The 16,741-nt window shown below is 59.2% G+C and carries 12 protein-coding genes; all 12 read left to right on the forward strand.

Features of this window, described 5'->3' with window-relative positions; all coding sequences use genetic code 11:
• Positions 1-356 precede the first annotated feature (356 nt).
• A complete protein-coding gene (locus JAO77_RS18380; protein ID WP_198991898.1) occupies positions 357-1,121 on the forward strand; it encodes an SDR family NAD(P)-dependent oxidoreductase in 765 nt (254 codons plus the stop codon).
• Between the two features lie 127 nt (positions 1,122-1,248).
• Positions 1,249-2,106 carry a fumarylacetoacetate hydrolase family protein gene (locus JAO77_RS18385; RefSeq protein ID WP_198991899.1) on the forward strand — a complete coding sequence of 286 codons (858 nt, stop codon included), beginning with the start codon at positions 1,249-1,251 and terminating at the stop codon, positions 2,104-2,106.
• Complete coding sequence (locus JAO77_RS18390; RefSeq protein ID WP_198991900.1) at positions 2,093-2,929, forward strand: amidohydrolase family protein; 837 nt, start codon at positions 2,093-2,095, stop codon at positions 2,927-2,929. The genes JAO77_RS18385 and JAO77_RS18390 overlap by 14 nt, the downstream gene beginning before the upstream one ends.
• Positions 2,930-3,059: 130 nt before the next feature.
• Positions 3,060-3,848, forward strand: a complete 789-nt coding sequence (locus JAO77_RS18395; RefSeq protein WP_198991901.1) for an L-fucose dehydrogenase — start codon at positions 3,060-3,062, stop codon at positions 3,846-3,848.
• A 503-nt stretch (positions 3,849-4,351) separates the two neighbouring features.
• Complete coding sequence (locus JAO77_RS18400) at positions 4,352-4,801, forward strand: protein-disulfide reductase DsbD domain-containing protein (RefSeq protein WP_198991902.1); 450 nt, start codon at positions 4,352-4,354, stop codon at positions 4,799-4,801.
• Between the two features lie 8 nt (positions 4,802-4,809).
• Complete coding sequence (locus tag JAO77_RS18405; protein ID WP_198991903.1) at positions 4,810-6,561, forward strand: protein-disulfide reductase DsbD family protein; 1,752 nt, start codon at positions 4,810-4,812, stop codon at positions 6,559-6,561.
• Between the two features lie 737 nt (positions 6,562-7,298).
• Positions 7,299-8,984, forward strand: coding sequence for a family 43 glycosylhydrolase (locus JAO77_RS18410; RefSeq protein WP_198991904.1), 1,686 nt, complete (start codon positions 7,299-7,301; stop codon positions 8,982-8,984).
• Between the two features lie 20 nt (positions 8,985-9,004).
• Positions 9,005-10,216, forward strand: coding sequence for an aldose epimerase family protein (locus JAO77_RS18415; RefSeq protein ID WP_198991905.1), 1,212 nt, complete (start codon positions 9,005-9,007; stop codon positions 10,214-10,216).
• A gap of 129 nt (positions 10,217-10,345) precedes the next feature.
• Positions 10,346-12,070 carry a ribulokinase gene (locus JAO77_RS18420; protein WP_198991906.1) on the forward strand — a complete coding sequence of 575 codons (1,725 nt, stop codon included), beginning with the start codon at positions 10,346-10,348 and terminating at the stop codon, positions 12,068-12,070.
• Entirely contained in the window at positions 12,070-12,768 is a 699-nt protein-coding gene (locus tag JAO77_RS18425) for an L-ribulose-5-phosphate 4-epimerase (protein WP_198991907.1), read from the forward strand. The genes JAO77_RS18420 and JAO77_RS18425 overlap by 1 nt, the downstream gene beginning before the upstream one ends.
• Positions 12,769-12,854: 86 nt before the next feature.
• Positions 12,855-14,342: an L-arabinose isomerase gene (araA, locus tag JAO77_RS18430; protein ID WP_198991908.1), complete on the forward strand. Its 1,488-nt coding sequence runs from the start codon at positions 12,855-12,857 to the stop codon at positions 14,340-14,342.
• A 282-nt stretch (positions 14,343-14,624) separates the two neighbouring features.
• Positions 14,625-16,691 carry an alpha-L-arabinofuranosidase family protein gene (locus tag JAO77_RS18435; protein ID WP_198991909.1) on the forward strand — a complete coding sequence of 689 codons (2,067 nt, stop codon included), beginning with the start codon at positions 14,625-14,627 and terminating at the stop codon, positions 16,689-16,691.
• Positions 16,692-16,741 lie beyond the last annotated feature (50 nt).

Consider the following 16,741-nt stretch of genomic DNA (forward strand, 5'->3'; position numbering starts at 1 on the left):
AGGGTCAACTTAGCTCGACTACCCAGCCGCAATGCTGCTGCCTTTCACATAGGCTGCGACCGCTTTGTATTTCGCCTGTCATTGCGAGCGCAGCGAAGCAATCGCACCTGTTCAGCGCCGCCATTGGAATGCGCTTGCTTCGCTGCGCTCGCAATGACAGGCGAAACCGAGTAGCTGCGCACAGGTCCTGGGCGCTACCGCTTCAACAGTTGGCGGCTTGGCCTCATCCCTCCCAGCACCCTCCTACCTAGGGCCTGATTTCGGTTTCTTTCATCCATTATGCTGAGCTTGCCGCCGTTTATCGCTTCTTTTGGCCATTCATTAGCCGCGCCCAGCGGCCCGGAGCTTCCTTAGTCATGTTTAGTTTAACCAACAAAAAGGCCGTCATTACGGGGGGCGGCAGCGGCATTGGCCGGGCCATTTCCCTACTTTTTGCTCGCCAGGGCGCAGAGGTGCACATCATCGAGCTGACGGCCGAAGCCGGCCAGCAGGTGGCCGACGAAATCAGGCAAGCTGGCGGCACGGCCCACGTGCACGCGGCCGATGTCAGCCAGCAGGCGCAGGTGGTGGCCGCCTTCCAAGCCATCGGCCAGGTCGATGTACTGGTGAATAATGCGGGCATTGCGCACGTCGGCAACGTGGAAACGACGCCCGAAGCGGACTTCGAGCGCGTGTACCAGGTCAACGTGAAGGGTGCTTATAACTGCCTGTTTGCGGCCGTGCCGCTGATGAAGGCGCAGGGCGGCGGGGCCATCGTAAACATGGCTAGCATCGCGGCGCACGTGGGTCTCACCGACCGCTTTGCCTACTCCATGAGCAAGGGCGCCATCTTTGCCATGACGCTCTCGGTGGCACGTGACTACCTAGGCAGCAATATTCGCTGCAACAGCATTTCGCCGGCGCGGGTGCACACGCCCTTTGTCGATGGCTTTATTGCCAAAAACTACGCCGGCCGCGAGGAGGATATTTTCGATAAGCTTTCGAAAAGCCAGCCCATCGGTCGCATGGGCCAGCCCGACGAGGTAGCCGCCCTGGCACTTTACCTCTGCTCCGACGAGGCCGGCTTCGTGACGGGCTGCGACTACCCGCTCGACGGCGGCTTCATCAAGCTCAATACGTAAGTCATGCAGAGCGAAGCGAAGCATCTCGCGTGTTGCAGTAACATCCTACGCTAGCAACGAAACGAGCGAGCTGCTTCGCTACGCGCTGCATGACAACGATTCCCATACGCAACCCTTATATAGTTTCATGAAACTCATTCGCTACGGCCAGCCCGGCCAGGAAAAACCCGGTGTACTTCTCAACGACCAGCGCTACGACGTATCAGCCTTTGGCCAGGACTACACCGAAGAATTCTTCGCCACTGATGGCCTGCAACGGCTCGCCGATTTTGTGCAAAGCCACGAAGGCCAGTTGCCGCAGGTAGCGGATAGTGAACGCCTAGGGCCGCCCGTAGCGCGCCCTTCTAAAATCCTGTGCATCGGCCTCAACTACGCCGACCACGCCAAGGAAACCGGCGCCACGCCGCCAGCCGAGCCGGTGCTGTTTATGAAATCGACCACGGCCTACGTGGGGCCCAACGACGACATCATCATCCCCAAAAACTCGGTAAAAACCGACTGGGAAGTGGAGTTGGCCGTGGTGATTGGCAAGCGCGCCTCCTACGTAGAAGAGGCTGATGCCGAGCAGTATATTGCGGGCTACGTGCTGCACAACGACGTGTCGGAGCGCGAGTTTCAGCTAGAGCGCAGCGGCACCTGGGACAAGGGCAAGGGCTGCGACACCTTTGCGCCGGTGGGCCCCTTCCTGGCCACGCCCGATGAGCTAGGCGACATAGACAACCTACGCCTGTGGCTGACGGTAAACGGCCAGATGATGCAGGACGGCACCACCGCCAACCTCATTTTTAAGATTCCCTTCCTGGTGTCTTACCTCAGCCAGTTTATGACCCTGCTGCCCGGCGACATCATCTCGACCGGCACGCCGGCCGGCGTAGGCCTGGGCTTTAAGCCGCCCGTGTACCTCAAGCCCGGCGATGTAGTCGAGTTGGGTATTGACGGCCTAGGTACCTCGCGCCAAGTAGTGAAAGCCTATGCCGCGCATTGATGCTCACCAGCACTTCTGGCACTTCGACCCGGTACGCGACGCCTGGATAACGCCCGACATGGCGGCCATCCGGCGCGACTTCCTGCCCGCTGATTTGCAGCCCCTGTTGCAGCAGCACGGCCTCGATGGCTGCGTAGCCGTGCAGGCCAGCCAGAGCGAAGCCGAAACCGACTGGCTGCTGGAGCGAGCCGCCGCGCATAGCTTCATCAAAGGCGTGGTAGGTTGGGTCGATTTGCAGGCCACCGACGTGGCCGAGCGCCTAGGTCACTACCAGCAGTTTGCGCCGCTCAAAGGCTTCCGGCACGTGCTACAAGGCGAAGCCGACCGGGCCCTGATGCTGACGCCTGCATTTCGGCGCGGCATCGAGGCGCTGGCAGCGTTTGGCTTTACTTACGATTTGTTGATTTTGCCCGACCAACTCGGCTACGCCGCCGAGTTGGCCCAGGCATTCCCTAACCAGCCGTTTGTAGTTGACCACATCGCCAAGCCCCCCATCAAAGAGCAAGAAATCGACGACTGGATGCGAGACATCCGACACCTCGCGGCACACGAGAACGTGAGCTGCAAGGTGTCGGGCCTAGTGACGGAGGCCGACTGGCAGCACTGGCAGCCGCAGGATTTCCGGCCTTACCTCGACGTAGTGTTTGCCGCCTTCGGCCCCGAGCGCGTGCTTTACGGCTCTGACTGGCCGGTGTGCAACGTGGCTGGCGGCTACGACCGGGCCCTAGGGCTACTAGAAGACTACTTGGTGCCGTTTACACCCACCGAGCAGGCGCAGTTTTGGGGCGACAACGCGGCGCGCTTCTATGGCTTAAGTGTTTGATAATAGGTCATGCAGAGCGTAGCGAAGCATCTCGCGTGGTGCAGTAATTTCTAACGTTAGCACGTGAGATGCTTCGCTACGCTCTGCATGACGGCTTTCATTGCTCATCGACAATTGCTACTTAATAAAGATGGATTTACAGCTTCAGGATAAGGTTATCATCGTGACGGGTGGGGCCAAGGGCATCGGGGAAGGCATTGCGCAGGTGCTAGCCCGCGAGGGGGCAGTGCCCGTCATTGTGGGCCGCAACGCCGCCGATAATGAGCAGGCCGTGGCTGCCATCACGGCCGCGGGTGGCCGCGCCGGGCAGGTAGTGGCCGAGCTAGCCGAGCCCGCCGCGTGCGCCAGCGCCGTAGCGCAGGTAGTAGCGCAGTTTGGCCGCATCGACGGGCTGGTAAACAATGCTGGCGTCAACGACGGGGTCGGGCTCGAAAGCGGCGACTATGAGCGCTTTATGCAGAGCCTGCACCGCAACGTGGTGCACTACTACCTCATGGCGCACCACGCCCTACCCGAGCTCATCAAGAGCAAGGGTGCCATCGTCAATATCTCATCCAAGACGGCCGAAACCGGCCAGGGCAACACCTCGGCCTACGCTGCGGCCAATGGCGGGCGCAACGCGCTTACCCGCGAGTGGGCGGTAGAGCTGCTTAAACACGGCATCCGAGTGAATGCCGTGGTAGTGGCCGAGTGCTGGACGCCCGCTTACGAAACCTGGATTGCGACGCTGTCCAACCCCGAGGAGAAGCTGCGCGAAATCACCAGCAAGATTCCACTGGAAAACCGCATGACCACGGCCGAAGAAATTGCCAATACCACAGCCTTCCTGCTCTCGGCCCGCAGCAGCCACACCACCGGGCAAATTTTGCACGTCGATGGCGGCTACGTGCACCTCGACCGCGCCCTAGCCAATGCTTAGTTGAGGGTTGAATTGAAACACTTATAGCAGCTATTTAAGTTGGTGCGTCGATGGTACGGGCTGTGCCATCGACGCACCAACTCAAATGACTGTGAGCACCCTTATTTGCTTAAGCAACGCCGACGGGACGTACTTCTTAACAAGCATATGTCGCCCGCCCTGCTTTTTAGTGACCTAGGGCAGCTAACCACGAGTTTTTAGCGCATTACGCCATCAGTCGGCACGCCGGCTGGTGGCTTCTTCGTGAAAGCGCCGCTGCTAAGTCAGTGGCACAGAAATTGTAAAAACATGCGGGCCAGACGCTGGCTATTCAGCGAAGACACGCGTATTTTGGCGGCGATTTATCTCGAGGTTATCGGTGTTAGCACCCTACGTGCCTCAGCTAGCGGCTCCCCTACCGCCAAAAGTAACTTTGCTCCTTATCGGCTTGTTTTCCTAGCTCAGTCCCGAGCTGCTATTCTTACCATACTCAAGTGGGTACGCACAGTACCTAAGTACTTAACATGAAAAAAATTGCATTGGCAGCTTTTGCCCTGCTGGGTGCCTCGCAGGCCCACGCCCAGATTCTGGCCCCCGTTCACTGGAGCTACGCTGCCAAGAAAACCAGCCCCACCGAAGCCGTAGTGCTTATAAAAGCTACCATCGACGCGGGTTGGCACGTGTACTCGCAGCACGTAAAAGACGGCGGCCCCGTGAAGACGACTGTAAAGTTTGACCCCTCTAAGGCCTACACCCTGGTGGGCCCCACCCAAGAGCCCAAGCCCGTTACGCGCATGGAAAAGACCTTTGGCATGGAGGTAAGCTACTTTGCCAATTCGGTTATTTTCCAGCAGAAAGTAAAGCTGACTGGCAAAGGCCCCGTTACGGTGAAGGGTAACCTAGAGTTTATGGCCTGCAACGATGAGAAGTGCTTGCCCCCCGACGAAGTCGCCTTCAGCATCCCCGTTAAGTAAGCGCCCAAATGAAATTTCGTAATCCCTTCGGGGCATTCGGCTTTTGGCGCAAGCACACGGCCTGGCTGCTGGGCTGGTGGCTGACCCTAGGGCTGCTGAGCGGGATGCCGGCCCTAGCGCAAGACACCGTTTCGACGGCTGATATAGACTTCACGCCCATCGAGGCGCCGGCACCTGCCGCCCAGTCCCCCGCAGCAGCTACCCCACAGCCAGCGGCCGCCGACACGCCAGTGGTCAGCTCAGCCGCCCCTGCTAAGAGTAGCACCGCGGCCGCCCCCACGACGGTAGCCCCGGCTCCCCCCCGCCCCGCCCCGGCCGATACGTCGCTTTGGGTCACTTTTTTGGCGGGCCTAGCTGGTGGCTTTGCGGCCATTATTATGCCGTGCATCTTCCCGCTGCTGCCCATGACGGTGAGCTTCTTCACCAAGCGCTCGGGCACCCGGGCGCGCGGCATCCGTAATGCTTTTATCTACGGCCTCAGCATCATCGTCATTTACGTGGCGCTGGGGCTGCTCATCACGGTCATTTTCGGGGCCGATGCCCTGAACGACTTGTCTACCAATGGGCTGTTCAACTTCTTCTTCTTCCTGATGCTGGTGGTGTTCGGGGCTTCTTTTCTGGGGGCTTTCGAAATTATGCTGCCCACCTCGTGGGCCAATAAGATGGATGCCAAGGCCGACGAAGGCGGCTTGCTCGGCATCTTCTTCATGGCGGCCACACTCTCGCTGGTGTCGTTTTCGTGCACTGGCCCCATCATTGGCACCTTGCTGGTGCAGGCCGCTAGTATGGGCCAGCTGCTCGGACCAGCCGTGGGCATGTTCGGGTTTGCGCTAGCGTTGGCTATGCCCTTTACCTTGTTCTCGCTTTTCCCGGGCTGGCTGTCATCGCTGCCTAAGTCGGGCGGCTGGCTCAACTCGGTAAAAGTGACCCTAGGCTTTTTGGAGCTGGCTCTGGCGCTCAAGTTTCTGTCCAACGTAGACCTAGCTTATCACTGGGAATGGTTTGACCGGGAGGTATTCTTGGTGCTGTGGGTGGTCATTTTTGGCATGATGGGGATGTACTTGCTTGGCAAGCTGCGTTTCTCGCACGACAGCGACATGCCATTCATCACCCTGCCGCGACTGTTTTTGGCCATTATCACGCTGGCTTTCACACTCTACCTAGTACCCGGCTTGTGGGGCGCTCCGCTAAAGGCCGTATCGGCCTTCTTGCCCCCGCAGGATACCCAGGACTTTGACCTCTATACTCCTAGCTTGCTTGGGGGTGGCACTGCCGCGGCACGACCTGAAGCCGACGCTACGCCTCATAAATATGCCGAACTGTTTCACGCGCCCCTAGGTCTCAATGCGTTCTTCGACTACGATGAAGGCATGGCTTATGCCCAGAAGATGAATAAGCCGGTGCTTATCGACTTCACGGGACACGCCTGCGTGAACTGCCGCAAAATGGAAGCCAACGTATGGCCCGATAAGCAGGTGCTGCCCCTGATTAGAGATAAGTACGTGCTCATTCAGCTTTATGTAGACGATAAGACGGAATTGCCCGCTGCCGAGCAGTACGTATCGAAGTACAGCGGCAAGAAAATAAAGACTATCGGCAACAAATGGAGCGACATGCAAGCCAGCCGCTTCAACGCCAACTCGCAGCCTTACTACGTGCTGCTAGGGCGTGAAGGCAAGCAGCTAGCACCTGCTCAAGGCGCCAACTACGAGCCCGACAATTTTGTGCGGTTCCTCAGCGGCGGCCTACAGACTTATTAGTACCTCGGTGCTACCCTAGGTGCGTAATACTTGATGCCTAAAGGCCCAATCTCCTATTAATATTCTGGGAGGTTGGGCTTTAGTCGTTTTAGTCCGCCAGCATCTAGGGGGCTGCGTTCCGTCTGGCACACTAAATACAGACTGAGGCTGATTTACGCACACGCTAGCAATATCACTCCGCTTGAAGTAATTGTGCTAATTGCTCACGCAATCGTTAATGCTACTAATGCGGCAAGGCACGCCATATGTTGCTGATTGAACAGGTAGCAAGACTTTATCTTTGTTATAAGGTAAGAGCCTAATTTTTTCAGCGAATAATATTTTTCTTACTGATTATTATTTGCTAATATTGTCAAAACATTATCCTATGGGCTTTGCAGTATTGCGCTTTTAAAGACTAATTCTTTACATTTTAGAACTACCGCAGCAGCGGTTTTTTAATAACTGTATGCACAATCGATTGTGCATATCTAACCTGTTACCTTATTCCCTTTCATAAAATAGCCTGTACCAGAGCTGCAGCATCTCCTCAATAATCGAAGCGGGCTGAGTTACCTCACCTCGAATCCAGCTTTAATGATGCTTTGCTCAGCAAAAGCGGAGCTATTGCTTACTCGTCTGACTATTAGCAGTCTCGTCCATACCAAGCAAAGCCTGCTTACTCTTAGCTGGCCGCTGCACTGCCCCCTGGGGTGAAGCAGCAGCCACAAGCACACTTACCTCCTTTTCCCACCCCTATGGTAAAAATTCTACTGCTGCGCGCTCGGTGCCGGGCCTTATTAGCATTCCTATTGGTGGCTTGGCTGGCCTCGGCCCCGGCCTACGCACTGCAAGGCGCCCTAGGTATGCACGACCCCTCTACTATCCTGAAGAGCGGTAACACCTACTGGGTATTTGGCACCGGCGATGGCATCGCCTGCAAGTACTCGACGGACCTCATCAACTGGACGGATGCCAGGTCGGTATACACCAAGTCACTGTACCCGAGCTGGATTAATGGCAAGGTACCGGGCTTTGCGGGCACGTTTTGGGCGCCCGAGTGCAAGTTTATGAACGGTAAGTACTACCTGTACTACTCGTGCTCGACGTTTGGCTCGCAGGTGTCGGCCATCGGGCTAGCCACCAATCCCACCCTCGACCCCAACAGCCCCGATTATAAGTGGACTGACCAAGGTGAGGTTATTTCGAGCAACACGACCAGCGTGGCCAATGCTATCGACCCCGCGCTGTATACCGATGCTAGCAGCAACCAGTGGCTCATCTATGGCTCGTACTTCGGCGGCATCCGCATTACGCAGCTTGATGCCAATACGGGCAAGCCGCTCAATGTGAATACTCAATACAACGTGGCCAATGGGGGCGTGGAAGCTGCCTACGTGGCTTACAATAATGGCTATTACTACTTGTTTGTGAACCGCGGCACGTGCTGCAACGGGGCTGCCAGCACCTACTTCATCCAGGTAGGGCGCTCGGCCAACCCCACCGGTCCTTTCCTCGACCAAAATGGCCAAGACCTGAATGCCAACGGCGGCACTACGCTGCTAAGCCGCGCCGGCCGCTATATCGGGCCGGGCCACGCCGGGCTCTTCACCGAAAACGGCGTCACGTATTTCAGCCACCACTACTACGACGGCTTCGACAACGGCGCGCCCAAGCTCGGCTTAGCCCGCCTAACCTGGGGCGCCACTGGCTGGCCCACCGTGAGCCGCGACTGGCTGGCCGCGGGGCGCTATACCATCACCAGCCAACAGAGTAAGCTGGTGTGGGATGCCTGGGGCTGCACCGGCGCCGCGGGCCAAACGATAGCCCAGGGCACCCCCAGCGGCCTCGCCTGCCAGCAATGGGATATGGCGCCGGTTGGCGCGGGTGCTTATAAGATTACTAACGCCCTAGGTGGGCTGGCCGCGGACGTGACCGGCTGCCTGCCCGATGCGGGCACCAAGCTGCAGCTATGGCCCACCAATGGCCTGGTGTGCCAGCAGTACATTATAGAACGGGCTAGCAATGGGGATTACATCTTCACCTCGGCCACGGGCAACAACGTGGTGGAAGTACCCAACTGCTCGACCACGCCGGGCCAGCAGCTCGGCCTGTGGTACTACAATGGCTTTGACTGCCAGCGCTGGACGGCCGCGCTGGTAGCGGCCCCGCTCGCTACGGCCGCAGCCCAGCGCCTAGCAGGCGTTAGTATTTATCCGGCCCCGGCCCCGGCTGGCAGCTTTATGGTAGAATTAGAGAACCGGCCCGGAATAGGAGCAACAGAGGTGCAAGTGTATAACTTGCGGGGCCAATCAGTGTATCGGCAGCAGTTTGGGCCGCAGCAAGCCAAGTTGACCATTGAGGCCCAGCTTGGGGCAGGCATCTACCTGGTGCAGGTGAGCCGGGAGGCTGGCACGTTCACCCAAAAGCTGAGTGTGCTGTAACCCTTATTCTTTCATTTTTCATGCCCACCTCCCCCCGCTACGCGCTTTTGGCTACCGGCCTGAGCACCGCCTTGCTGCTGGCCAGCTGCGATTCTAAACCCACCACCAGCCAAGACTCGGCGGCAACTACCACGACGGCCCCGGCCGACTCGGCCGCCACTGGCACCAACGCATCCGCCATGCCTACCTCTGCTTCGTTCGGCAAAACTGCCGACGGCCAAGAAATTCAGCTTTTCACCCTCACCAACGCCAAGGGGATGAAGGCCACCATCAGCACTTACGGCGGCACGCTCACCAGCCTGCTCGTGCCTGACAAGGACGGCAAAATCTCCGACGTGGTGCTGGGCTTCGACAAGGCAGAGGGCTACCTCAGCCCCGAGTTCCGCAAGTCGAACCCCTACTTCGGTGCCCTCATCGGGCGCTACGGCAACCGCATCGCCAAGGGCAAATTCACGGTTGATGGCAAGGAGTACCAGGTGGGCGTGAACAATAACGGCAACTCGCTGCACGGCGGCAAGCTGGGCTTCGACCAGAAAATCTGGACTGCTAAGCCCGGCTCCGACAGCGACGGCCAGACGCTAACGCTCAGCTACCTGAGCAAGGACGGCGAGGAAGGCTACCCCGGTAACCTCAACGTGACGGTGACTTACACCCTCACCAACGATAACGCCCTCAAAATCGACTACGCCGCTACCACCGATAAGGCCACGCCCGTCAACCTCACCAACCACGCCTACTTCAACCTGGCCCTAGGGCAGAGCAAGGACGTGCTGGCGCACCAAGTCACCATTCCGGCCGACCGCTACACGGTGGTGAACGACCAGCTCATCCCGACCGGCGAGTTGAAGCCGGTGAAGGGCACACCCTTCGACTTCACCACGCCCCACGCCATTGGCGAGCGCATTGCGCAGGTGCCCGGCGGCTACGACCACAACTGGGTCCTGAACCAGGCCAGCGGCCAGCACAGCGCCGCCACCGTGTACGAGCCCACCACCGGCCGCACCATGGAAGTAACCACCGACGAGCCCGGCGTACAGTTCTACACCGGCAACTTCTTGGATGGCACCCTGAAAGGCAAGGATGGCGTGGTATACGGCAAGCATGGCGGCTTCTGCCTCGAAACCCAGCACTTCCCCGATTCGCCCAACCAGAAGGAGTTTCCGAGCACCGTGCTGAAGCCAGGCGAAACCTACCACACCACCACGAGCTACACGTTTGGGGTGCGGAAATAGCATTTCTGTCATGCTGACGAAGGAAGCATCCTATCACGCTGGGTAAACTACCTGTGCCAACCGGATGAAATGCTTCCTTCGTCAGCATGACAAACGCTCTTACTACTACTATTCCTAATTAATCAACCCGTGCCAGAACAAACCGCCTCCCCGGCCTACGTTATCGGCCTCGACTACGGCACCGACTCGGCCCGCGCCTTGCTCGTGGATGCCCGCACCGGCGCCGAAGTTGCGCAAGCTGTGCATTACTACCCGCGCTGGAAGCAGGGCCAGTACTGCAACCCCGCCAAAAACCGCTTTCGCCAGCACCCGCTCGACCACCTCGAAAGCCTCGAGGCCACGGTAAGCGAAGTAGCCAAAAAGGTGCCCGCTGAGCAAATCCTAGGTCTCGCCATTGACACTACTGGCAGCACGCCCGGCCCGGTGAACGAGCAGGGCCAGCTGCTGGGTATGCTGCCCGAGTTTGCCGAGAATCCTAATGCACTGTTCGTGCTGTGGAAAGACCACACTGCGCTGGCTGAGGCCGCCGAAATCAACCACAAAGCCCGCACTTGGGGCGGCGAGGACTACACCAAGTACGAAGGCGGCATCTATTCGTCGGAGTGGTTTTGGGCTAAAATCATGCACATTGTGCGGGAGGATGAGGCTGTAGCCAACGCCGCTTACTCTTGGATGGAGCACTGCGACTGGCTCACGCTGACCCTCACTGGCCAGCCGCTGGCCGAGTTCAAGCGCAGCCGTTGCGCCGCCGGGCACAAGGCCTTGTGGCACGCTAGCTGGGGCGGCCTGCCCCCAGAGGAGTTTCTCACGCACCTTGAGCCTAAATTGGCCGGCTTACGCAATCGATTATTCTCGGAAACGTACACTGCCGATGAAGTAGCTGGGCATCTTTCGGAAGAATGGGCACAGCGTCTAGGCCTGACTACCAACACAGTAATTGCCGCGGGCTCGTTCGATGCGCACGCAGGCGCCGTAGCTGGCGAGATAGAATCCTATTCGATGGTGAAGGTGATGGGCACCAGCACCTGCGACATTGTAGTAGCCCCAACCGCCGAGGTAGGCGACCACCTGGTGGCCGGCATTTGCGGACAGGTCGATGGCTCGGTCATCCCTGGCATGCTAGGCCTGGAGGCTGGGCAGTCGGCTTTTGGCGACCTGCTGGCCTGGTTCCGCCAGATGCTAGAGTGGCCGTTGCAGGCTGTGCAGTCGAAAGTGCTGACTGCCGAGCAGCAAGCCGCTTATCGCCAAGAAGTGAGCGACAACCTCATTGTACAGCTCACCAAAGCTGCTGCTGAAGTAGACCCCGCCGAAAGCCACGTGCTGGCCCTCGACTGGGTTAACGGCCGCCGCACACCCGACGCCAACCAGGCCCTGAAAGGTGCCTTGACGGGCCTGACGATGGGTACTTCGGCGCCGCAAGTGTTCCGCGCGCTGGTCGAAGCCATCTGCTACGGCTCAAAGCAGATTGTGGAGCGCTTTGAGAGCGAAGGCATTCCGATTAAACAAGTGATTGGCATCGGCGGCGTGGCCAAAAAGTCGGCCTTCGTGATGCAGACGCTGGCCGACGTGCTCGACCGCCCCATCAAAATCGCCGTGTCGGAGCAGGCGCCGGCCCTAGGTGCCGCTATGTACGCCGCCGTGGCAGCAGGTATTTACCCCGATGTGCTGGCTTCGCAGAAGGCCCTAGGTAGCGGTTTTGCCGAAACCTACACCCCTAACCCCGAGAGCGTAGCCCAGTACGCCACCCGCTACGCGCAATACCAGGCGCTGGGCAAGTTCGTGGAAAGCGTGACGACCAGCCACTCGGAGGAGCCGGTAATGGAACCCGAAACCCCCGCCATCACCACCGCCTAATGAGCCAGTACCAAGACCTAAAGCAAGCCTGCTACGAGGCCAATATGCAGCTGCCAGCCCTCGGGCTGGTGCTCTTCACCTTCGGCAACGCTAGCGTGGTGGACCGCGAGAAAAGCGTGTTCGCCATCAAGCCTAGCGGGGTGCCCTACGCCACGCTGAAGCCGGAGGACATCGTGATTGTGGACTTCGACAACAACATTGTCGAAGGCACCAAGCGTCCCTCGTCCGACACGAAAACCCACGCGCTGCTCTTCAAAGAGTGGACGAACATCGGTGGTATCGTGCACACGCACAGCACCTATGCTACGGCCTGGGCCCAGGCGCAGCTCGATATTCCCATCCTAGGTACCACCCACGCCGACCACCTCACGGCCGATGTGCCCTGCGCACCGCCCATGAGCGACGAGCTTATCGCGGGCGACTACGAGCACCAGACCGGCTGGCAAATCATCAACGAGTTTGAGAAGCGTGGCCTTTCGCCTGCCGAAGTCGAGATGATACTCGTGGGCAACCACGCGCCTTTCACCTGGGGCAAAACTGTGGAGAAAGCCGTGTACCACAGCGCGGTGCTCGAAGAAGTGGCGCGCCTAGCCTACCTCAGCTGCACGCTGAAGCCGGGCGTGGCGCGGCTGAAAGATGCCTTGATTAAAAAACACTACGAGCGCAAGCACGGCGCCAATTCTTACTACGGGCAATAGGCTTGTTGCGCGGCCTTTGTAGTCCGCGTTCCGACTGTTCATTCCCAAAAAACTCAAACGCGGACTACAAAGTCCGCGCAACTTTTATGATTGATATTTCAAATTACGAAGCCTGGTTTATCACTGGCAGCCAGCACCTCTACGGCCCCGAAACCCTGGAGGAAGTAGCCCGCCATTCGCAAGAAATCGCGAAAGAGCTGGGCACCAAGTTGCCCATCAACATCGTGTACAAGCCGGTGCTGACGGGCCCGCAGGAGATTTACAAGCTCATGCAGGAGGCCAACAACACGCCAAACTGCGTGGGCCTGATTGCCTGGATGCACACCTTCTCGCCGGCCAAAATGTGGATTAACGGCTTGAAAATCCTGCAAAAGCCGCTGGCCCACCTGCACACGCAGTACAACCGCGACATTCCGTGGGATGCCATTGACATGGATTTCATGAACACCAACCAATCGGCGCACGGCGACCGCGAGTTTGGGTTCATCGGCTCGCGCATGCGCCTGAGCCGCAAGGTTATCGTGGGCCACTGGCAAAGCGAGGATGTGCGCGAGCGCCTCAGCATCTGGAGCCGCGTGGCGAGCGCCTGGGCCGACTGGCAGGGTGCCAAATTTGTGCGCTTTGGCGACAACATGCGCTATGTAGCCGTGACCGAAGGCGACAAGGTAGAGGCCGAAATCAAGTTTGGCTACGAAGTGAACACCTACGGCATCGGCGACCTAGTGGCCGAGGTAAACGCCGTGACCGACGAGCAAATTGCCGGCTTGGTAGCCACCTACGAGCAAGAGTACGAGCTAGGCGACAACCTGAAAGAAGGCGGCGAGAAGCGCGAAAGCCTGCGCGACGCGGCCCGCATCGAGCTGGGCATGCGCAAGTTCCTGACCGACCGCAACGCCAAGGGCTTCACCGATACCTTCGAAGACCTGCACGGCATGAAGCAGTTGCCTGGCATCGCCACGCAGCGCTTGATGGCCGATGGCTACGGCTTCGGCGGCGAGGGCGACTGGAAGACTTCGGCTCTGGTACGCGCCATGAAAGTAATGGGCGCCGGCCTGCCCGGCGGCAACTCCTTCATGGAGGACTACACCTACCACTTTGCCCCCGGCAACGAGCAAGTCCTAGGTTCGCACATGCTAGAAATCTGCCCCACCATCGCCGAAGGCAAGGTGCGCGCTGAGATTCACCCCCTAGGTATCGGCGGCAAAGAAGACCCGGTTCGCTTGGTGTTTAACTGCCCCGCTGGCCCGGCCCTCAACGCGACCATCGTGGACATGGGCAACCGCTTCCGCATGATTGTGAACACTGTGGAGGCCGTAGCGCCCGAGCAAGACCTGCCCAACCTGCCCGTAGCGCGCGTGCTCTGGAAAGTACATCCCGACATGAAAACCGGCCTCGCCGCCTGGATTTTGGCCGGTGGTGCCCACCACACCGGCTACAGTCAAAACCTGACCAGCGAGTACCTAGAGGACTTCGCCGAGATGGCTGGGATTGAGTACCTCATCATCGATGAAGACACCAAGCTGCGCACGTTCAAAAATGAGCTGCGCTTCAACGAAGTAGCCTTCAAAGGCTAATTTATAGGCATGTTACGCTGCGCTGGCGCGAGTCTAGCGCAGCGTAACTCGTGCCTTGGCATGACGTGGAGTTTTCAACTCCACTGCTGCGCTAGCGGTAAGCCCGCGCCTGGACAGCAGCTCTTCAGCTAGGCCGCCTAGGTACCGCGCAAGCACAAGTAATGCCGCTGGCGCGGCAGTGGAGGCACAGCCTCCACGTCATGGTCCGGCACGAGTTACGCTGCGCTAAACTCGCGCCGGTACGGGCTTATACGACCAGTTCCCACCCATCCCCACTTTGTTATGATTAGTATTACTCGCTTTCCCGCCTTGGCTACCGGCCTGGCGTTGCTCGGTACCCTAGGGGCCAGCGCGCAGTCGGCAGCCCCGGCCAGCCTCACGGTGCAGGTCAACAAGCCCGGCGCGGCCGTCAATAAGAACATGTACGGCCTGTTTTTCGAGGACATCAACTTCGCTGCCGACGGCGGGCTGTATCCCGAGCTGGTGAAGAACAAGTCGTTCGAAACCGACGCTCGCCTGATGGGCTGGCGGGCCCTGGGTGGCGGTGCCAACCTCGATACCTACGCCGTGCGCAACGAGCAGGGCATCAACAACCAGAGCAACCCCCACTACCTGCGCCTGACTACCCGCAACGGGGCAGGCGGCGAGGCCGGCATCGAAAACGAAGGCTTCCGGGGCATGGGCGTGAAGCAGGGCGGCGAGTACAAGCTTTCGTTCTACGCCCGGCGCGGCGCGGGTGACATTAGTGGCCTCACGGCCACGATAGTAGGCCAGCGAGGCGAAAACCTAGGCCAGGTAGCTGTGAGCGGCTTCACCAATGAGTGGAAGCAGTACACGGCCGTGCTTAAGGCCACTGGCACCCAGAACAAGGCGCACCTTAAGCTGGTGCTCAACGGCACCGGCACGGTGGACCTAGACGTAGTATCGCTGTTTCCGAAAGACACCTGGAATCAGCGGCCCAACGGCCTGCGCACCGACTTAGTGCAGCTACTCAAGGACATGAAGCCGGGCTTCCTGCGCTTCCCCGGCGGCTGCATCGTAGAAGGCCGCACACTGTCGGAGCGCTACCAGTGGAAGGAAACCATCGGTGACGTGGCCGCCCGCCTGCCGCTGATAAACCGCTGGAATATGGAGTTTCGGCACCGCTCGACGCCCGACTACTACCAGTCGTTTGGCCTCGGGTTCTTTGAGTATTTCCAGCTTTCGGAAGACATTGGCGCCGAGCCACTGCCCATTTTGAACGTGGGCATGGCCTGCCAGTACAACTCGGGCGAGCTAGCCCCGATGGGTACCGCCAGCACCAAAGGCGGCCCTAACGCTGGCACTGCGCCCCACGACCACGCCACCGACGACCCGTCGCTGGACATGTTCATTCAGGACGCGCTCGACCTCATCGAGTTTGCCAACGGCCCGGCCACCTCAACCTGGGGCGCCAAGCGCGCCGCCATGGGCCACCCTGCTCCCTTCAACCTCAAGATGATAGGCGTGGGCAACGAGCAGTGGGGGCCGCAGTACCTCGAGCGCTACGTGCCCTTTGCCAAGGCTATAAAGGCCAAATACCCCAACATCGACCTGGTAAGCAGCGCCGGCCCCAGCCCCGATGGCGAGCTGTTTGACACTGCCAGCAAGCGCCTAGGTGAGCTCAAGGCCGACTACATCGACGAGCACTACTACGCCAAGGCCGACTGGTTTCGGCAGCACGTAGACCGCTACGACAAGTACGCCCGTGGCGGCCCCAAAATCTTCGCCGGCGAGTATGCCGCCCAGAGCGGGGCTATCGGCAGCCAGGAAAATAAAAACACCTGGGACTGTGCCATTTCGGAAGCCGCCTTCATGACCGGCCTTGAGCGCAACGCCGATGTGGTGGGCATGGCCTCTTACGCTCCGCTGTTTGCCAACGTGGACGCTTGGCAGTGGACGCCCGACCTCATCTGGTTTGATAACCTGAACTCCTACGGCTCGCCGAGCTACTACGTGCAGAAGCTGTACGCCCTCAACAAAGGCACCAAAGTCCTGCCCGTAACCATGCCCGGCGGGGCCAAAAACGGCACCGATAACCTCTTCGCCAGCGCCGTAACCGATGAGCCTACCGGCGAGGTGGTGGTGAAGCTGGTGAATTACTCTACCAGCCCGCGCCCCGTCAGCATCAACCTAGCTGGTGCCAAAGGCCTCGGCAAAACTGGCCGCGCCCAAACCATGGCCAGCGACGACCTGCAAACGCAAAACAGCTTGAAGGAGCCTAAAAAGCTAGCGCCGCAGGAATCAACCTTCGCCGTGAAAGGCAGCACACTGAGCTACACTTTAGCTCCCAACTCATTCACGGTGCTACGCGTGCCGGCTAAGAAATAGCCCTTTCTGCCACTAAAAGGCCAGCTTCGGCTGGCCTTTTTATTGCCCTT

It is taken from the genome of Hymenobacter sp. BT559 (assembly GCF_016427535.1).
In the GTDB taxonomy this organism is placed as follows: domain Bacteria; phylum Bacteroidota; class Bacteroidia; order Cytophagales; family Hymenobacteraceae; genus Hymenobacter.